This is a genomic window from Massilia sp. P2_C2, from assembly GCF_056404615.1.
In genome coordinates, this window is the sequence record NZ_JBFUDR010000105.1 from 1 (window position 1) to 18,981 (window position 18,981).

The following is an 18,981-nucleotide window of genomic DNA, read 5'->3' on the forward strand; positions in this document are numbered from 1 at the left end:
GAACAGCCCGCGCGCCGCCGCGGCGATGCCCTGCAGCTCGCCGCGATAACTGGCCAGGTTCAAGTAGGCTTCGAGGATCTGGCGCTTGCTCCAGCCGGCCTCCAGCTCGCGCGCCGCCAGCGCCTGGTCCCATTTACTGGCCCACGTGCGGCCCGACGCGCGCGGCGCCAGTTTCGGGTCGAGCAGGCCGGCGAGCTGCATCGTGATCGTGGAAGCGCCGCGCGTGCGCTTCTTCCCATCGCCGAACAGGTTGTCCCACGCGGCGGCGCCGATGGCCTGCAAATCGACGCCGCCGTGTTCCATGAAGCGCTGGTCCTCGGCCTGCAGCACGGCGCGGCCGAGCGCGGGCGAGATGTCGTCCAGCGCCACCCAGGCCAGGCGCCGGACCGTCATGTCGACGCGCACCGTATCGACGATCTCGCCGCGGCGGTCCAGCAACGTCGTGTCGGACGGGCGCCACGCGGCCTTCACTTGCGCCGGCGTCGGAACAAAGGCCCATGCCGGCACGACCGCCAGCAGCAGGACCCACGTCACGTACGCTCTCACCTTCATTGCACCGTCACGCCGCCATTCGGCACCTCGCCGAACATCTCCGGCGCGTACATCGCCTCGACGCGCGTGGGCGGCAGCGCGAAGCGGCCCTCGTTGTTCAGGCGCACCGTGTACTCGACGGTGAAGCGGCCCTTCGGCACGAACTCGTAGTAGGCGCGATAGCCCGTGTGCATGCGCTCCTCGAACGCCGGCCACGTCCAGCCGGTGCGGCGCTCGCCGGCCGTGGCGATCTGCGAATCGCGTCCGAGCCCGGAGCCGAGCACGCTGGCGCCGGCCGGGATCGGGTCGTCGACGACGACCCACGTCATGTCGGACTGCGCGTCGATGTCGAGGTGGACGCGGTAGACGTCGCCGCGCGACCACGCACCCTTCACCTTTTGCTCGACCGGCGTGACGATGCGCGCGATGCGGTAGCCGGACGACAGCGGCGCCGCCAGCGGCACGGCGGCCAGGCTCTGCACGGTCRCCCACGGCTTGCCGCCGCCGAGCTGGCGCAGCGTGAGCGTGCCGCGTCCCTGCGGCCAGGCCTGCAGCACGGTCGCCGGCTTGTCGGCCGGGATCGTGCCGGTCCAGCTGACCGGCTTGCCGTCGGCACCCGTCACCACCAGGTTCGCCTGGCCCGTCACCGGCTCGCGCTCATAGGTCTCGGAAAAACGCTTCAGCGCGACGACGCCCCAGGCATTGGCCGTCGTCGTGTCCCAGTGCCCACGGTGCTGGCGGCCGAGGGTGCCGCGCGCGAGGCGGCCCGCATCGACCTTCCAGGCCGGATCGTCCAGGGTCGCCAGCAGCAGCCGGTTGGCATTGACGTCGGGCGACGTCATGAGCCACCACCAGCCGTCCGCGCGCTCCGTCGAAAAGCCCAGCGTCGTGCCCTGCAGGTTCAGGCGCGCGCGCAGGATCTGGCCGGCCTGCGCCAGGTGCTCGTCGCGCCTGGGCAGGGCCGGCGTGCGCTTGAGGACGAGATACCAGTCGATGACGGCGGACGTGGGCCACAGGTTCGGCTGGACGTCGATCGATTCGAGCATGGCCGGCTGCACGTTCCCGCCGCGCGACAGGGCTTCCAGCGCGGCGAGCTTGCGTACCGCCAGTTCGCCCGTCGCCCGCATATTCCCGCGCACGACCTTCCCTTCCACGAACGCGGCGAGTCCGGCTTCCATGCGGCCGCGCAGCTCGTCCGGGATGGCGTAGCCGGCCTCGTTCGTCACGGACAGCACGTAGGCCGTGAGCACGTCGCTACCCTCCTGCATCGGTGCGAAATACTTGACGAGGCCGTCGCCGTCGAGGTGGGAAGGAAGCGTCGCGACGATGTTCTCCCACATCGTAGGGTCCTGCAGCGCCACCGCGCGCGACGTGCGCTGCTCGAAGCAGGAATACGGATACGCGCTCATGTAGTCGCGCACGCCGGGCAGTTCGCTGCCCAGGCGCGCCTGCAACGTGGTGCGGATGCCGCCGCGGCCCGGCAGCGCATCCGTCGGACGCTCGACGGGGATCGTCTGCGTGCCGTCGATCTGCACGAGCGTCGCCTGCAGGGTGCGTACGGGCACGGCGGCACTCGCCTGCTGCGTGATGCGCATGCGGTCGGAGGCACCCTTGTTCTCGCCTGCCTCGGCGCCGACCACGTCCCATTGCAGGGTTTTCGCGCCGGCCGGCACGGTATAGTCCCAGCCGATCTCGCGCGCCTCCCCCGGGGCCAGCGCGACGTCCTGGCGCGGCAGTGCCTGCGCCTTGCCGGCATCCGCCGTGACGGCCGCATCCAGCCGCGCGGCGAGCTTGCGGTCGGAAGCATTACGCACCGTAAAACCCGCGCGCAGGCGGTCGCCCTCGCGCACCTGCGGCGGCAGGCCGGAGACGAGCATCAGGTCCTGCGAGGTGCGGATATCCGTGCCGCCCGTGCCGAACATCCCCACGCCGCTGCTGGCGACGGCGACGATGCGGAACGACGTCAAGGAATCGTTCAACGGCACCTCGACATGCGCCTCGCCGTTCGCATCCACGACGACCTTGCCCTTCCACAGCAGCAGTGTCTCGAACAGTTCGCGCCCGGCGCTGCGTCCGCCGCCACCGCCATGCGGGAACGCCTTGCGGCCGAAGTGGCGCTTGCCCACCACCTGCATCTGCGCGGTGGACGTTTCCACCTGCAGGCTGCGTTCGCGCATCATCGTCTCGAGCAGATTCCAGCTCGTGTTGGGCATCAGTTCCAGCAGACCCGCGTCGACGGCGGCCACGGCGACTTCCGTGCCGGCGGCCGGGCGGGTGCCGTCCGGTGCGCGCACGCGGATCGTGACCTGGGCATGCTCGCGCACCTTGTAGACCGGCTTGTCGGCCGCGACGTCGACCTTCAGTTCATGGCTGCGCCAGCCCACTCGGATGGGCGCGATGCCGAGTTTATAGGCCGGCTTGCCGAGGTCCACGAGCGCCGTCGGTTGTACGCCGGTCACGCGGCCCCTCACGACGAGAGCCGATACGAACACGTTCGGCGCATAGCTGGCTTTCACGGGGATCGCGATCGTCTGGTCGCGTCCGGACACCTGCCGCACATACGTGTCGAGGATGCCTTCGCGTTCGACCGTGACGAGCACCGTCGCGCGGCGGAACGGACTGCGCACCTGGAAGCGTGCCTGCTCGCCCGGCTCGTAGCGCTTCTGCGCGGGCAGCAGGTCGATGCGGTCGTGGTCCGCGTGCGCGAACCATTGCTCCTCATCGCCCGCCACATAGACTTCGCGGTGCGTGGCCGCCACGCGCTGTTGCGGATCGGTGGCGCGGGCCCGCAGGATCAGGTCGCCCTCTTCCGGCGCGCGCGCGTCGCACAGCAGCAGGCCGCGCGCATCCGTCGTGCCGCTGCAGGCCTCGCCCACCCGCTTGATCTCGCTGCTGTTCTCATACGCGTAAAAGCCGCCGACGAGGCGGCGCCGGTGCGAATACGTCATGCGCTTCAGGATGTCGACCGTCACCGGCACGTTCGCGACGGGCTTGCCCGTCACATCCAGCACGACGGCCTGGAACTTCAGCGCATCGCGCCGCAACAGCCAGCCGTCCGGCTTGATGCCGACCACGTAGGCGGAAGGCCATAGCGGCACGTGCGTGGACACGGTCAGCGTCTCGCCGTTCGCGTCCTGATAGGACAGTTCGGCCAGCAGGCTTTTCGGGCGCTCGAGCTGCGGGAGCTTGTCGACGACGATGCGGGCGCCGCCGGCGCGGTCCAGCTGAAGCGCCTGCGTGCGCGCGACGTCCTGGCCGGGCGCGCCTTCCGTCTCCTCGCCGTCGTCATCAATGCCCCCGCCCTGGTCGACGATGCCCTCGCGCACATCGCCCGCACCCAGCGCGTAGTCGTCGTAGTCCGCGAACTGCACGGCGGTGTCCTGCACGACGCTGCGCAGTTTCACCGGAGCCATACCTGCCGGACCGCCGGACAGGTAGCTCACCTGCGCATCGAGCGTGACTGCCTGCGGCGCCACGGCCGGCTGCTTCGGTCCCGCCAGCTGGGCCTTCATCGTCGGCACGCGGAATTGCTCGACGCGGAACTCGCCGGCGGACTGGCCGCCGATCAGCACTTCGTACAGGCCGAGCTTCGCTTCCCTGGGGATCGCCCACTCGCCCTGGGTGCTGCCGTTCGCCTCCCAGCGCAGCGGGAATTCCACCTTCTCGCCGCTACCCTGGTGGACGAGGAAGCCGCGCTCCGGCAGCGCCGCCTTGTCCGTGCCGAGTTCCCGTGCACGCCAGTCGCGCACACGCGCCGGCACCGGCTCGCCCGCGCGCACGAACGCGAAGCCCTGCTGCGTGCGGCGACGCAGGAAGTGCTTCATGTGGACCGTCTCGCCTGCGCSCAGCAAGGTGCGGTCGAACACGGTGGCGACGGTGCGGCTGTCCTCGTCGCGGTTGCCGGTGGGGAGATTGAAGCGCCAGGCCTCGATGCCCTGCTGCCAGTCGGACAGCGTGAACGTGAAGTCGCCGCCGCGCGCAGCCGTGACGAAATAGATGTCGCCTTCCTTGCAGCGTGCATGCGGCAGCGCCTGGCGGATGCGCGCGATGCCGGCCGCGTCGCTCGTGCCGCTCCACAGCTTGCGCCCGCCGCAGTCGCGCACTTCCACGCGCGCGCCCGCCACGGGCTGGCCCTTGTCGAGCGACGTCACCCACACGAGCGACGATTGCGCGCCGAGCTTGAAGTGCGCCGCCATGTTGGTGACGAGCGCTGCGCCGCGCACATAGGCCTTGCGGCCTTTTTCATTCAGGGCGGCGCCCAGGCGCGGGCTTTCCAGTTCGACGGCATAGAAGCCCGGCTGGCGCAGCGGGATGCCGATCACTTCGAACGCGCGCCGGCCGTTCGGTTTCGGCAGCGTGAAGCGCTGCAGCGCGTCCTGCTTCACCCCGTTGAAGATCGAGGCCTCCAGCTGCTTGCCTTCCGGCTGGACGGGATTCAGGCCGCCATACGGGCCGGCCATCCTGCGCATCCACGCGAGCACGTCGGCCGCGCGGCCCGGGTCCAGGCGCAGCGCCGCGCCGTTCGTGTGCATGCGGCCGCCCAGTTGCGCCTCGACGTTGCGCACGGTGACGGGCAGCATGCGGTCGCCGTTCGCCTCGATGATGCCGAACGGTGCCGCGAACTTGACGAGCGGCGGCTGCTCGCCGGTGCGCACCGGCAGCGGGAAACGGCCAGCGTTGACGAGGGGCCGGCCCGCATCGTCGCGCAGGCCGGCGGGCAGGTGCAGGGTCAGCCGCGCCTGTTCCGGAAAGGGGCCGGGCACGGCGACCTGGCTGACGAGGTCCGGCACCCGGTCGCCCTCCTGGTCCAGGCGCGCGGGCCAGCGCTTGCCTCCCGGGCCTTCCACGACAATCTTCGCGGCGTCGGCCGCGCGCACGGGTGCGCTGAAGTCGACGCGCATCGGCAGGAACGGGATGCATTGCGCGCGGGCGTTGACCTTGTCGCAGTTGAAGCGGGCCGTGAAGTCGGCACGGGTCTTGAATTTCAGGGTCTGGTCCTGGTCGGTCGCGATGCCGTTCGGCGCGGCCACGCCGGCGCCCCAGACGAGGGCCACTTCCGTACTCGCCGGCAGCGTGCGGCGGCATTGCAGCACGACGAGGCGGCGCAGGCGGCCGGCCTTCTCATCGGCGCGCAGTTTCGCTTCCGAGTACGACCAGGCATCGCCCTCGCCCTTGTCCGCCGCCGCGGCCTGGCCCACGAACCAGTGATCGTGCAGCAAAGCCTGCAGGCGCTCGTCGCCCTTCAGCAAGGAGACGCCGATCTTTTCATTGACGCCGTCGGCGCGGCACCATGCCTGCTTCAGGATGCTGTCGTCCGTCGCGGGCGCGGACAGCGCCAGCACGAAAGCCTGCTGCTCGTCGATGCCGGACTCGCCTTCATTCGGCAGCGATTTCAACACGGCCGGGCCGCCGGTGGCGACGCCGTATGCGCGCCGTCCCGCGAGCGGCTGCCCGGCCAGGTCGTGCGCATTCGGCTTGAGGGTGAAGCGGCAGGCCGTCGCACCCGGCAGGTCGCGCTCGAAATCGTAGCTCCACGTCTGCGCGTCGACCCAGCGTCCGCTGCCGGGCACGGCGCAATCGACGTCGAATGGTGTCTCGGCGCGCAGGTCGCCGAACGCCACCATCGGCTGCGAGAAGCGCGCCACGGCCTGGCGCACGCGCCTGACCTGGCCTTCCGGAGAAAACGACGACACCGTGGTCTGCGCCCACGCGCTCGACCAGCAGCACAACAACACGAGGCACAACACGCGGCGCACGATCGACATGGGATCTCCCTGGGGATGACAACGGCTGAGTGTTCCAAACTCGGGTTGCTCTGTCAACAACATTTAACTTTTGTAATCGCATGCCCCTGGCCAAGTGTTGGCCAGGTGTTGGCCACCCATTGGCTGTCATGCAAACCTGCATGATTGGATATAGAATGCGTTCCTTATATTTCCTGTGCGCATATAAGGCACGCAGGCAACGAAACGAGGAAACCATGAGTCTTCCCCTGATCCTGAACCTGGCCATCGCCCTGGCCGGCTGCGGGCTGCTGTATGTCATGCAGCAACGCCACCTGTCGTTCACCAAACGCGTGTTCACCGGCCTCGGCCTCGGCATCGTGCTGGGCGCCGCGTTCCAGGCGTTCCACGGCAACGCCTCGCCCGTCATCGCACAGACGAACGCCTACCTCGACATCGTGGGCACCGGCTATGTGAAGCTGCTGCAGATGATCATCATGCCGCTGATCATGGTGTCGATCATCCAGGCCATCCTCAAGCTGCGCGACGCCTCGTCGCTCGGCAAGATCAGCGCGCTGACGATAGTCACGCTGATGGCGACGACGGCCATCGCGGCCTCGATCGGCATCCTGATGGCAAAGCTGTACGGCCTGTCCGCCGTCGGCCTGACGTCGAGCGCGGCCGAGATCGCACGTGGGCACTATCTCGAAGGCAAGCTGGCGACCGCGCAGGACGTGTCGTTGCCCACGATGATACTGTCATTCATTCCGGAAAATCCATTCCTCGACATGACGGGCGCGCGCAAGACGTCGACGATCGCCGTCGTGCTGTTCTCGATCTTCATCGGCGTGTCCGCCACGGGCATCGCGGGCAAGAAGCCGGAGGTGTTCGAGAAGTTCAGCGAATTCATCCACGTCGCCCACGTGATCGTGATGCGCATGGTGACGCTCGTGCTGCGCCTGACGCCGTTCGGCGTGTTCGCCCTGATCACCCAGGTGCTGGCCAGTTCCAGCCTGCAGGACATCCTCAAGCTGATCGGCTTCGTGATGGCGTCGTACAGCGCGCTGATCCTGATGTTCTGCGTACACCTGGCTGTCATCACGGCCGTCGGCCTGAACCCGGGCCGCTATGTGAAGAAGATCTTCCCCGTGCTCGCGTTCGCCTTCACGTCGCGCACGTCGGCCGGCTCCATCCCGATGAGCGTGCAGACGCAGACCACGCGCCTCGGCACGCCGGAAGGGATCGCCAACTTCGCCGCGTCGTTCGGCTCGATGATGGGCCAGAACGGCTGCGCCGGCATCTATCCGGCGATGCTGGCGGTCATGATCGCGCCGACCGTCGGCATCGATCCGTTCACGAGCAGCTTCCTGCTGCCCCTCGTCGGCATCGTCACGATCGGCTCCGTCGGCGTGGCCGGCGTGGGCGGCGGCGCCACGTTCGCGGCGCTCATCGTGCTGTCGGCGCTGAACCTGCCCGTCGCGCTGGCCGGCCTGCTGATTTCCATCGAGCCACTGATCGACATGGGCCGCACCGCGCTCAACGTCAGCGGCTCCATCACGGCCGGTACGTTCGCCAGCCGCGTGCTGGGCCAGACCGACATGCGCGTGTTCGACAGCGATGCCGAGGTCAACCTGGACAGTGAGGAACAGGTGGCGTGACCCGCCGCGGCCCGGTGGCCGCAACATGTAAGTGCCTCGGAACGGGCCTCGTAAGACCGCGCCTACACGTCGTTTCGGCACACATTTTCGTCCGGAATCGTGCGCGGAAGTCTTGCCGAATCCGTCTATGATCTTGCCATGTCAAAATCACAAACGGTCTGATGATGGATCAGAAGTGGCCCCAGGAAATCTGGCTCGTCAGGCACGGGCAAAGCGCCGGCAATGTCGCGCGCGATGCCGCCGAGGCTGCGGCGGGCCTCCGCATCGACATCGCCGAGCGCGATGTCGACGTGCCCCTGTCCGAGCTGGGCGTACGCCAGTCGCAGGCATTGTCGGGCTGGTTCGCCGCGCTGCCTCCTGACGGCCAGCCGAACGTCGTACTGCATTCCCCGTACGTGCGCGCGGCCGAGACCGCCAACATCCTGATGCAGGGACTGAATCGTGACGACCTGCTCGCCGTGCATGCCGACGAACGGCTGCGCGAAAAGGAATTCGGCATCCTCGACCGCCTGACGGTGCGCGGCATCGCCGAGAAATACCCGGAGCTGCATGAACAACGCCACCACGTCGGCAAGTTCTATTTCCGCCCGCCGGGCGGCGAGAGCTGGTGCGACGTGATCCTGCGCCTGCGCAGCGTGCTCGACACGATCACACGCGAGTATCCACGCGAGCGCGTGCTGATCGTCGCGCACCAGGTCATCGTCAACTGCTTCCGCTACCTGATCGAACGGATGGACGAGGCGGCGATCCTCGCGCAGGACCGCGCCGGCGACGTGCCGAACTGCTCCGTCACCTCATACGTCTTCGATCCCACGCTGGGCAAGCGCGGCAAGCTGGCCGCCCGCCTGGTCAATTTCGTCGCCCCGCTGGAAGCCAGCGGTACCCCGGTGACCGTCGCCAAAGACCAACCCACCGCTGCCAAGGCCTGAGGTTTCGCCACCATGACGCTGCATACCCCTGCCCGCCCGCGCGACGTCGACATGAGCCTGCTGCGTGCCTGGCCGCTGCCCGTGCCTTCGGACGATGCCGACAAGGAAGATCGCGGCCACGTGCTGATCCTCGGCGGCTCGCGCGAGATGCCCGGCGCCGTGATCCTCGCCGCCACCGCGGCGCTGCGCGCGGGGGCCGGCAAGCTCACCATCGCCACCGGACGCAGCGTGGCCCAGCTGGTCGCGCTGGCGATCCCCGAATCGCGCGTGCTGGGGCTGGCCGAGAACGACGCCGGCGGCTTCGCGGTCGAAGCGGTGGCCGCGCTCGATCCGCTGGCCGACAAGATCAGCGCCATCCTGATCGGCCCCGGCATGCGCGACGAAGCCGCGACGGCCCGCCTCGTCCACGCGCTGCTACCGCACCTTGCCGGCAGCGCCACGCAGGTCGTGCTGGATGCCGAGGCGATGGGCGCGGTCGTGCATCCGCCGGACGGCGCACCACCGTTCCGCTTCGACGTGCCCGTCCTGCTGACGCCGCACGCGGGCGAGATGGCGCACCTGACGGACATCGCCAAGGACGAGATCGGCGCGGCGCCGGAACGCCATGCGCTGGAGGCCGCGCAACGCTGGAACGCCGTCGTCGCGCTCAAGGGCGCACGCACCATCATCGCGACGCCGGGCGGCGAGCGCTGGCAGCACGAAGGGGGCAACGTCGGCCTGGCCACGTCCGGCTCGGGTGACGTGCTCGCCGGCATCATCGCCGGGTTGGCGGCGCGCGGCGCCGGGCTCGCGCAGGCCGCCGCCTGGGGCGTCGCGCTGCATGCGCGCGCGGGCGAGCGCCTGGCCGAACGCCTGGGCAGACTGGGTTACCTGGCGCGGGAATTGTGCGACGACATTCCCGCGCTGCTCGAACAGGCCGCCGGCGACTGCGCCGACGCGGCATCACGACCATCCGGCAGCTTCGCCGGGGGAAAGAGGGTTGAACGATGACGGTTCGGCTCTTATATGGGAACTTCGGATGGCCAGGAACACAAGGCACCAGCCTCGTGCACGGGCCTCCGGCGTTTCATCAAGCAGAAGGAGTGCAATCCGACGAACCGGCCGGCGCGATGCCGGTCTAATCCTGTCTGTCGGATTCGTACTCCACCGGGGCCGCGTATTGCGTCGGTTCCCTGATGGTTCGCGTGTGGGCCTGTCGGTCCATCGGGAACCCAAAGCCGCTGCCGAGCCTCCAGCGCCTCACCTCTGGAGACGGCGGCAAACGATAGACGTGAACGAGGAGTAAAACAAATGAAAGCTCTTAACAACGCATCGAAAATTCTGTTTGCTGCAGCCCTGATGGCAAGCCTCGCCGCTTGCAAGAAGAACGACACCACCAGCACGACCGGTACCGGCGAGACGTCGGCCACCGCGCCGAGCAGCAGCACCGGCACCAGCGGCACGACCGGGACGACCGGTACGGGCACGACGGGTGACACCACCGGCACCGGCGCAACCGGTACCACCGGCACCACGGGCGGCACCACCGGCGCGACGGGCACCACCGGCGACACCGGCACGGGCGCTACGGGCACCGGCACCACCGGCACGGGCGCAACCGGCACGACCGGTACCGGCGCAACCGGCACGACCGGCACCGGGTCGTCGGGCACGTCCGGCACGTCGGGCACGACCGGCAGCGACACGTCGGGTACCGGCACGTCGTCGGGCCAGACCGGCCGCTGATCGCAGTAGGGTGGGCACGCCGTGCCCACGCGTGACGCCCGCATCATGTTGGCTTCCGCGTGGGCTCGCATTTCATGCCCCCCTACAATAGAAAAGGGCCTGCACATGCAGGCCCTTGTCGTCTCATGCCGGCCGCGGCCGGCATCCCACCATCACACCGTCGCCGGACGCTCCCGGCCGAGCGCGAGGCGACCGGCCTTCACGATCAGGCGGTACACGAGGCGCACGAGCACCAGCGCAAGGATCGCTTCGACGAAGGTCATCACGAACGCCGGCACCGCCGTGAAGCGGGCCGCGCGGCGGTGGAACTTGGCCACCATGCGGTCGCGGGCGATCTCGATGCTGTCGTAGAAGGTCGGGACGACGAGCAAGGTCAGCATCGTCGACGTGATCGTGCCGCCGATGATCGCGATCGCCAGCGGCTGGTAGAACTGGCCGGAATCGCCCAGGGCCAGCGCGACCGGGAACATGCCGGCGATCAGCGCAAACGTCGTCATCAGGATCGGGCGCAGGCGGGCGCGGCCGGCAGCCATGAGCGCTTCTTCGCGGTCCATGCCTTCCGCTTCGCGGGTGCGCGCGGCGTCGAGCAGCAGGATCGCGTTCTTCGCCACGAGACCCATCAGCATGATGATACCGATGAAACTCATCAGGTTCAGCGTGCCTTGCGTGAGAATCAGCGCGAGGACGACGCCGATCAGCGACAGCGGCAGCGACAGCATCACGCTCAGCGGTGCCGTGAACGAGCCGAACTGCATCACGAGGATCAGGTACATCAGGCCGATGCCCGAGACCAGCGCGATCGTCATCTGCGTGAAGACCTCGGCCTGATCCTTGCCGGCGCCCCCCAGCGACAGGCCGTAGCCCGGCGGAAAGTCCATGGTCTTGGCCAGATCCATCGCCTCTTTCGTGACGTCACCGTTCGAGCGGCCCTCGACGTTGGCCGACACGGTGATGACGCGCTTGCCGTCCTTGTGCTCGATCGCCGACGGCCCCTTGCCCATCGTGATCTTCGCGATCTGGTCGAGCGGCACCATCGTGTTGGTGCCGCTGACGGCGATCGGCAGGCGTTCGATGTTCTCGGCGCCCACCCGGTCCTGCGGGGCCAGGCGCACGGCCACGTCGCGGGTCTCGCCGGTCGGGTCGACCCAGTCGCCGACCTCGATGCCGGCGAAAGCGACACGCAGCGCGCTGGCGGCGTCGCCGACCGAGATGCCCATCATGTTGGCGAGACCGCGGTCGAGCTCGATCTGCAGCTCGTCCTTCGGATCCTGCTGCGACAGCGAGACGTCGACGGCGCCCTTCACCTGGCGCAACTTGTCCATGTACGCATTGGTCAGCTCCATCAGCTTGCGCGAATCGGGACCGGTGAATGCGATCTGCACGGGCTTGCCGTTGCCGTTCAGGTCGTCCGTGACCGTGTATTCGGCGCCGACCAGGCGCGCGATCTTCTGGCGCAGCTCGACGGCGATCTCGGCCGCCGTGCGCTTGCGCTCGCTGCGCTTGCCGATGTCGACGTAGATGCGGCCGCCGGCCGAGTTGATCGAGCTGTTCGTCTCCTTCGTTTCAGGCAGGTTGCGCGCCAGCGCGGCAGCCTCTTCCATTTTCATCCTGGCATAGCCGACGGACGACGAGGCCGGGGTCCGCACTTCGATCGCGATCTGGCCGGCGTCCATCTTCGGCAGGAACGCGGAACCGCCGAACTTGACGTGCAGGCCGATGGCGCCGACGAAACTGGCGACGGCAATCAACGCCATCCAGCGACGGTGGTGCAGCGCCCAGGCGATGACGTGGCCGTAGCGGTTGGCCTGGTGGTCGAACCAGATGTTGAACTTCGCCAGGTATTTTTCAATGCCGCGCTTCGGCGCGTGGTGGTGGCCCGGCGGATCGCCCCAGTAGGCCGACAGCATCGGGTCGAGCGTGAACGAGATGAACAGCGACACGATCACGGAGCACGCGACGGTCAGTGCGAACGGCCGGAACCATTCGCCGGAAATGCCCGGCATGAACGCGACCGGAATGAACACGGCCATGATGGAGAATGTCGTCGAGGCGACGGCCATGCCGATCTCGGCGGTGCCTTCGAGCGCGGCCGTGCGGCGGTCGGCGCCTTTCTCCATGTGGCGTACGATGTTTTCGCGCACCACGATGGCGTCGTCGATCAGCACGCCGATCGCCAGCGACAGGCCGAGCAGCGTCATGAAGTTCAGGGTGAAGCCGCACAGCCACACGGCGATGAACGCGGCCAGCACGGACGTCGGCAGCGACAGTGCCGTGATCAGCGTGGAGCGCCACGAGTTCAGGAACGCGTACACGACGAAGATGGTCAGCACGGCGCCGAACACGAGCGACTCGATCACGTTGTTCAGGCTGCGCTGCGCCTCGTCGCCGCCGTCGCGCGTCACGTCCAGCTTGGTGCCTTGCGGCAGTTCCTTGTTGATCTCGTCGACCATCGCGCGCACTTTCTTCGCGATGCCGACCGTCGACGCTTCGCGCGAACGGATGATCGAGATGCCGACGTTGGACTTACCGCTGCGCATCGAGTAGGTGTCGATGTCGGCGAAGCCGTCCTTGACGTCCGCGACCTGGTTCAGGCGCACGATCGTGTCGCCGTTGCGCTTGACGACGATCTGGGAAAAATCTTCCGGATGCTCGATGCGGCCGACGAGGCGGATGCCCTTCTCGTCCAGTTCGCTGCGCACCTTGCCGACCGGCGCGTTCGTGTTCTGGCGCGACAGTGCGTTCGTCACGTCGCTGACCGATACGTTGTATTCGCGCAACTTCTGCGCATGCAGCAGCACGGACAGTTCGCGTCTGAGCGAACCGTTGACCTGCACGTTGGCGACGCCGTCGATGGCGCGCAGGCGGTCCGCCAGCTTGTCCTCGGCGAGGCGCGAGATCTCGGCGTGGCTCAGGGTGGTGGACGACAGCGCCAGGTTCATGATCGGCTGGGCCGATGGATCCACGCGCCGCAGCACGGGTTCGCGCATCTCGACCGGCAGCTTGTAGCGCACCCCGGCGATCGCGTTGCGCACGTCGTCCGACGCCTCGATCAGGTTGCGCTTGAAGTCGAACTGCAGCACGATCGTCGCGCTGCCTTCATTGGCATACGAGTTGATTTCGGTGACGCCGGTGATCGCCTGCATCGGCTTTTCGAGACGCTCGAGCAATTCGCGCTCGCTCGTCTCCGGTGACGCCCCCGGATACGGAATCGTGACCACGATGATCGGGATTTCGACGTCCGGGTTCTGGTTCACGCGCAGCTTGGAGAGCGCGAGCAGGCCCATGCACATCATGCCGATGACGAGCACGAGCGTGGCGATGGGCTTCTTGACACTGAAATTGGAAAGGAACATGACGAATTTCCCGGTTTATTTGGCGGCCGCCGGATTGCTGGCGGCGCTGGCCACCCTGGCGGCGGACAGCTCGACCTTCTGGCCATCCTTCAGGCTCGAGTTCGGGTGACGCAGCACCATGTCGCCGGCGGCCAGTCCGCCCTTGACCTCGAAGCTGCCGGTACGCGAGTCGCGCGTGCCCATCGCCAGGTCCGCCCTGGTCAGGGCATTGCCCTTGACCTTCCACGTGTAGGTCTTGTCGCCATCACGCACGAGGGCGGACTCGGGCAGCATCAGTGCATCCGACAGCTCGGCGTCGATGCGGCCTTCGGCATACAGGCCCGCCACGCGCGGCCGGCTCTCGCCGGCAAAGCCGACGAGCACCTCGACCTGGCGCGTGACATCGTTGGCCGATGGATCGATGCGCTTGACAATGCCGGTGAATTTTTGCTCGCCATAACCGTTCACGCGGAACATGACGGGCTGGCCGACCTTGACGGCGGCGATCTTGTCGGCCGAGACCCGGCCTTCGAAGCGCATGCTCGTCGGGTCGATCACCTTCAGCAATTCCTTGCCGATGGCGGCCGTGTCGCCGGGCGACACCTTGCGGTCGGAAACGATGCCATCGAACGGCGCACGCACGACGGTGCGGGTCACCTGCTGCTGGGCGGCCACGACGCGGGCACGGGCGGCCGAGAGTTCGCTCTGGGCACTGTTGCGGCGGACTTCGGCATCGTCCAGCGCCTGGGCGGACGTCATGCCGGACTCGCGCAGCGTCTTCAGGCGCGCGAGCGCGCGCTGCGACTGTTCCAGGGCCTGGGTGGCGGCACGCAGGGCTTCCTGGGCCGACAGCAGGCTGTCATGAATCGACGTTTCGTCGAGCTTCACGAGCACGTCGCCGCGCTTGACCGGGTCGCCATTCTCCTTCAGCACCTGCAACACGACGGCGGACACTTCCGCGCGCAAATCGGCCTTGCGTTCCGGCTGGATCGAACCCGTGATCACCGGGCCGTTCGCGAGCGCACTGCTCTGCACTGTCAATACATCCTCGGGCGAAACGAGCAGCTGGACGGCCTTGCCATCCTTCTGCTTCGCATCCGCCTGCATGTTGGCCGCGTCCGGCTTGGCAGGGTCCTTGTCGTGTTTGCCGCACGCACTGAGTGCGGAAGCAATGGCAAGGAAGATTATAGTTTTGCGCAGCATTATTGTTCCCCCGAGGTTGGACTCGTTACCTGTAAAAATAAGATTGTAAAAGGTCAGCGGGCAGTATCAATGAGGCCGCCATGAGCGTCAATTGACCTTTCGGCAAAGCGCGGTTTTGGTGGGATGAACTGCAGATAGGCGGGATGAAATGCGTTTGGCCGAGTATGAAATGCGCGACAAAACGTACATACGTCGATTTGCAAATGCCGGTGGACGCTGTCCACGGAGAAGAGCGTCCGACCGCGCGGCAGCCGGACGAATGAAGCGGTTTATTTGGCGAACAGGTGGTACACCAGGTTGCCCATCAGGATGCCGGTGACGATGCCGCCGCCGATCTCGACGAGCGTATGCCCCATCCGTTCGCGCAACGTCGTGTGGCCGGCCGAGCCCGCGGCCAGGCGGTTGATGGCGGCGGCCTGGCGGCCAACGTGCTGGCGCAGGCTGTTGGCGTCGATCATCACGATGAAGCACAGCGTGACGGCCACGCCGAATGCCGGATGACCGATGCCTTCGCGCAGGGCGATCAGGGTGGCCATGCTCGTGACGGTGGCGCTGTGGTTGCTCGGGAAGCCCCCATTGCCGACCAGGTTGAATGCCCAGCGCCGCTGGCGCGCGCTATTGATGAGAAATTTGATCGGGCCGACCACCAGCCAGGTCAGCACCGGGGTGACCAGATAAGAATAATCCATGCGATATCCAATGAGACTGAAAAACGGGAGACGTAACGCCGGGCGGCATTATCGCAGATGCTTTGTCGCGTGAGCAGACGATGCGATGCGCCCGCCGGTGAGCGAACCGGTTAAACTGCGTACGTGTGGTTTTTTCGTCAATGCGCGTTCATCAAGGGGAAATGCATGCAACATTTCAGGTTGTCGTTCGTGGTCGCCGCCGTCCTGCTGGCGCTGGCCGGCTGGTGGGGCTTCGCCCACGGGGGCAGCGCCGGCCTCCTGCAAGGCCTGTGGATCGCGGCCGTGCTGGGCGTGCTCGAGATCTCGCTCTCCTTCGACAACGCGGTCGTCAACGCGTCCGTCCTGCGCAACTGGAACGAATTCTGGCAAAAGCTGTTCCTCACGGTCGGCATCCTCGTGGCCGTGTTCGGCATGCGTCTCCTGTTTCCCCTGCTGATCGTGTCCGTGGCGACCGGCCTGGGCCTCATCGACGTGTGGCATATGGCCACCGCCAACCCCGACGAATACGCCCGCAACCTGGCGTCGCGCCACGCCGAAGTGGCGGCGTTCGGCGGCGCGTTCCTGTTGCTGGTCTTCCTCAACTTCCTGTTCGACGAAGAAAAAGAACTCCACTGGCTGGGCTGGATCGAAGAAAAAGTGGGGCATTACGGCTCGGAAGGCCTCGCCATCCTGCTCACCTTGCTGGCCGCGTTCGGCTGCATGAGCCTCGTGCCGCCGGAACGCAAGCTGTCCGTGCTGATCGCCGGCGTCGTCGGCGTGCTCGTGTACGTCGGCGTGAACTGGTTCAGCGGCCTGCTCGAGGAAGAAGAACACGATCCGGCCATCGGCAAGATGATCTCGCAGGGCAGCATCGGCGGCTTCCTGTACCTCGAAGTGCTGGACGCGTCGTTCAGCTTCGACGGCGTGATCGGTGCCTTCGCGATCACCAACGACGTCGTGATCATCATGCTGGGCCTGGCCATCGGCGCGATGTTCGTGCGCTCGCTCACCGTATTCCTCGTGCACAAGGGCACGCTGGAAGAGTTCGTTTTCCTCGAGCACGGCGCGCACTACGCGATCGGCATCCTGGCGCTGATCATGTTCGCCAGCGTCGAGTACGAGATTCCCGAATGGTTCACCGGCCTGTCCGGCGTGGCCTTCATCCTGGTATCGCTGTGGTCGTCCATCCGCTACAAGAAGCGCGAGGCGCTGGAAACAGCCACCTGAAGGCCAGGGCCACGCGAACGTAGTCCCTCAACAGAAAGGAAAGCATATGGCAATCAGCTTGCAGAAAGGCGGCAACGTCAACCTGTCCAAGGAAGATCCGAACCTCAAGAAGGTCGTCATCGGCCTCGGCTGGGACCCGCGCTCGACCGACGGCGCCACCTTCGACCTCGACGGCAGCGCCTTCCTGCTGCGCGGTGACGGCAAGGTGCGCGGCGATGCCGACTTCATCTTCTACAACAACCTGCAGTCCAGCGACGGCGCCGTCAAGCACACCGGCGACAACCGCACGGGCCAGGGCGAAGGCGATGACGAGCGCATCCTCATTGACCTCACGCGCGTGCCGCCGGACATCGAGAAGATCGCATTCGCCGTGACCATCCACGAGGCCGACCAGCGCCGCCAGAACTTCGGCCAGGTCGCGCGCGCCTTCATCCGCTGCCTGAACGCGGAAGGCGAGCGCGAGATCGCCCGCTACGACCTGTCGGAGGACAGCTCGACGGAGACGGCGATGATCTTCGGCGAACTCTACCGTTACGGCAACGAGTGGAAATTCCGCGCCGTCGGCCAGGGCTACAACGGCGGCCTCGGGCCCCTCGCCCGTTCGTTCGGGGTAAACGCCTAAGTCTGGTTTAATTGACAATCTGGGCGCTCATGTCAGAATGGGCGCGCTTCGTCACGCCCGTTACCTTACCTACCCACACACTGACCATGCCCAAGACCCTGCCCCGCCGCGCCTTCGCCATCCTCGTTTCCGTGATCATCGCCGCCGTGGCGCTGTTCGCCCTGTACACATGGGTCGTGCTGCACTGGTCGTACTCGGACGGCGAACGGGCCGGCTACCTGCAGAAGCTGTCGCACAAGGGGTGGTTGTGCAAGACGTGGGAAGGCGAGATCCTGCTGTCGAGCATGCCCGGCGCGATTCCCGAGCGCTTCGCCTTCACCGTGCGCGACGAGAACGTCGTGCGCCAGCTGCAGGCCGCGATGGGCCAGCGCGTGCAGCTGACGTACACGCAGCACGTCGGCATCCCCACGTCGTGCTTCGGCGAGACGCAGTACTTCGTGGACAAAGCCGTGGTCGGCGGCTCGAACCCGGTGGCGCCCAGCAATATGTGACGTAACGCCACAGGAATGTTATGCGCAAACATTTCTGTTGCCGTCCCGTACGTCGTGTCCTACACTCTTGTGGCTATTGACGCTCGAAAAGAAGGCGTCTGACACGGGAGATAGACATGCAACAAAACCCCATCCGGAAGATCGTCATCGTAGGCGGCGGCACCGCCGGCTGGATGGCCGCGGCCCCGCTGGCCCAGCGGCTCGGCAAGCGCTGCGAGATCGTGCTGGTGGAATCGCCGGAAATCGGCACGATCGGCGTCGGCGAAGCGACGCTGCCGACGATCCGTTTCTACAACAACGCCCTCCAGCTCGACAACGCGGACTTCATCAAAAAGACCCAGGCCACGTTCAAGCTCGGCATCGAGTTCCGCGACTGGGGCCACGTCGGCAACCGCTTCTTCCACGGTTTCGGCGACTACGGGCCACCCGTCAACGGCGGTTCGCCGCACCACCACTGGCTGCGCCTGGCGCGCACGTTCGACAGGATGCCCGCCCTGGAAAACTGGTCGATGCCCTCCGTCATGGCGAGAGAGAACAAGTTCGCGATGCCGGCGAACACGCAGCCCGGCGTCACGGACGCCTTTTCGTTCGGTTTCCAGTTCGACGCCGGCCTGTACGCCGCCTACCTGCGCGACTATGCGACGGCGCGTGGCGCCACGCGCATCGAGGGCATGATCGTGGGTGTCGACCAGCATCCGGAATCGGGCTTCGTCACGGGCGTGCGCCTGCGCGACGGCCGCACGGTCGAAGGCGACCTGTTCATCGACTGCTCGGGCTTCCGCGGCCTGCTGATCGAAGACACGCTGAAGGCCGGCTACGAAGACTGGAGCGAGCACCTGCCCTGCAACAGCGCGCTCGCCGTCCCCTGCGCC

The 18,981-nt window shown here is 66.9% G+C and carries 13 protein-coding genes; 8 read left to right on the top strand and 5 right to left on the bottom strand.

All coding sequences use genetic code 11. From position 1 onward, the window contains the following. Both AC1DYX_RS14165 and AC1DYX_RS14170 read right to left on the bottom strand, forming a co-directional pair. Positions 1 to 534 (bottom strand): biosynthetic peptidoglycan transglycosylase (locus AC1DYX_RS14165; protein WP_477259776.1); only part of this gene is annotated, 534 nt, incomplete at its 3' end. 14 nt (positions 535 to 548) lie between these two features. After that, positions 549 to 6,296: an alpha-2-macroglobulin family protein gene (locus AC1DYX_RS14170; RefSeq protein WP_477259778.1), complete on the bottom strand. Its 5,748-nt coding sequence runs from the start codon at positions 6,294 to 6,296 to the stop codon at positions 549 to 551. Positions 6,297 to 6,511: 215 nt separating this feature from the next. Between AC1DYX_RS14170 and AC1DYX_RS14175 the strand changes: the two genes are divergently transcribed. The 4 genes from AC1DYX_RS14175 to AC1DYX_RS14190 all read left to right on the top strand — a co-directional run bounded on the left by AC1DYX_RS14175 (position 6,512) and on the right by AC1DYX_RS14190 (position 10,566). Continuing rightward, positions 6,512 to 7,912, top strand: a complete 1,401-nt coding sequence (locus tag AC1DYX_RS14175; RefSeq protein ID WP_477259780.1) for an L-cystine transporter — start codon at positions 6,512 to 6,514, stop codon at positions 7,910 to 7,912. Positions 7,913 to 8,076: 164 nt separating this feature from the next. Then, entirely contained in the window at positions 8,077 to 8,841 is a 765-nt protein-coding gene (locus AC1DYX_RS14180) for a histidine phosphatase family protein (protein WP_477259802.1), read from the top strand. 12 nt (positions 8,842 to 8,853) lie between these two features. Beyond that, a complete protein-coding gene (locus AC1DYX_RS14185; protein WP_477259782.1) occupies positions 8,854 to 9,831 on the top strand; it encodes an NAD(P)H-hydrate dehydratase in 978 nt (325 codons plus the stop codon). A 300-nt stretch (positions 9,832 to 10,131) separates the two neighbouring features. Further along, the gene (locus tag AC1DYX_RS14190) at positions 10,132 to 10,566 is read left to right on the top strand and encodes a hypothetical protein (RefSeq protein WP_477259784.1); all 435 of its coding nucleotides are present in this window, start codon (positions 10,132 to 10,134) and stop codon (positions 10,564 to 10,566) included. A gap of 152 nt (positions 10,567 to 10,718) precedes the next feature. Here AC1DYX_RS14190 and AC1DYX_RS14195 read toward each other — a convergent pair whose 3' ends face one another. The 3 genes from AC1DYX_RS14195 to AC1DYX_RS14205 form a co-directional block, all read right to left on the bottom strand. Further along, a complete protein-coding gene (locus AC1DYX_RS14195; protein ID WP_477259786.1) occupies positions 10,719 to 13,919 on the bottom strand; it encodes an efflux RND transporter permease subunit in 3,201 nt (1,066 codons plus the stop codon). A gap of 15 nt (positions 13,920 to 13,934) precedes the next feature. Next, on the bottom strand, positions 13,935 to 15,101 hold the full coding sequence (locus AC1DYX_RS14200) for an efflux RND transporter periplasmic adaptor subunit (protein ID WP_477259788.1): 1,167 nt from the start codon (positions 15,099 to 15,101) through the stop codon (positions 13,935 to 13,937). A gap of 269 nt (positions 15,102 to 15,370) precedes the next feature. Then, positions 15,371 to 15,790 carry a divergent PAP2 family protein gene (locus tag AC1DYX_RS14205; RefSeq protein ID WP_477259791.1) on the bottom strand — a complete coding sequence of 140 codons (420 nt, stop codon included), beginning with the start codon at positions 15,788 to 15,790 and terminating at the stop codon, positions 15,371 to 15,373. A 165-nt stretch (positions 15,791 to 15,955) separates the two neighbouring features. Here AC1DYX_RS14205 and AC1DYX_RS14210 point away from each other — a divergent pair, with 165 nt between their 5' ends. The 4 genes from AC1DYX_RS14210 to AC1DYX_RS14225 form a co-directional block, all read left to right on the top strand. Then, positions 15,956 to 16,996: a DUF475 domain-containing protein gene (locus tag AC1DYX_RS14210; protein ID WP_477259793.1), complete on the top strand. Its 1,041-nt coding sequence runs from the start codon at positions 15,956 to 15,958 to the stop codon at positions 16,994 to 16,996. Positions 16,997 to 17,042: 46 nt separating this feature from the next. Next, positions 17,043 to 17,618 (top strand): TerD family protein, encoded by a 576-nt coding sequence (locus AC1DYX_RS14215; RefSeq protein ID WP_477259796.1) that lies wholly within the window; start codon positions 17,043 to 17,045, stop codon positions 17,616 to 17,618. 86 nt (positions 17,619 to 17,704) lie between these two features. After that, entirely contained in the window at positions 17,705 to 18,109 is a 405-nt protein-coding gene (locus tag AC1DYX_RS14220) for a hypothetical protein (protein ID WP_477259797.1), read from the top strand. A gap of 116 nt (positions 18,110 to 18,225) precedes the next feature. Then, positions 18,226 to 18,981 (top strand): tryptophan halogenase family protein (locus tag AC1DYX_RS14225; RefSeq protein WP_477259800.1); only part of this gene is annotated, 756 nt, incomplete at its 3' end.

What these genes read in the sequence shown, in the direction of transcription:
- AC1DYX_RS14175 (WP_477259780.1), top strand. Translation starts at nt 6,512, where the DNA reads ATGAGTCTTCCCCTGATCCTGAACCTGGCCATCGCCCTGGCCGGCTGC.
- AC1DYX_RS14180 (WP_477259802.1), top strand. Translation starts at nt 8,077, where the DNA reads ATGGATCAGAAGTGGCCCCAGGAAATCTGGCTCGTCAGGCACGGGCAA.
- AC1DYX_RS14185 (WP_477259782.1), top strand. Translation starts at nt 8,854, where the DNA reads ATGACGCTGCATACCCCTGCCCGCCCGCGCGACGTCGACATGAGCCTG.
- AC1DYX_RS14190 (WP_477259784.1), top strand. Translation starts at nt 10,132, where the DNA reads ATGAAAGCTCTTAACAACGCATCGAAAATTCTGTTTGCTGCAGCCCTG.
- AC1DYX_RS14195 (WP_477259786.1), bottom strand. Translation starts at nt 13,919, where the DNA reads ATGTTCCTTTCCAATTTCAGTGTCAAGAAGCCCATCGCCACGCTCGTG.
- AC1DYX_RS14200 (WP_477259788.1), bottom strand. Translation starts at nt 15,101, where the DNA reads ATGCTGCGCAAAACTATAATCTTCCTTGCCATTGCTTCCGCACTCAGT.
- AC1DYX_RS14205 (WP_477259791.1), bottom strand. Translation starts at nt 15,790, where the DNA reads ATGGATTATTCTTATCTGGTCACCCCGGTGCTGACCTGGCTGGTGGTC.
- AC1DYX_RS14210 (WP_477259793.1), top strand. Translation starts at nt 15,956, where the DNA reads ATGCAACATTTCAGGTTGTCGTTCGTGGTCGCCGCCGTCCTGCTGGCG.
- AC1DYX_RS14215 (WP_477259796.1), top strand. Translation starts at nt 17,043, where the DNA reads ATGGCAATCAGCTTGCAGAAAGGCGGCAACGTCAACCTGTCCAAGGAA.
- AC1DYX_RS14220 (WP_477259797.1), top strand. Translation starts at nt 17,705, where the DNA reads ATGCCCAAGACCCTGCCCCGCCGCGCCTTCGCCATCCTCGTTTCCGTG.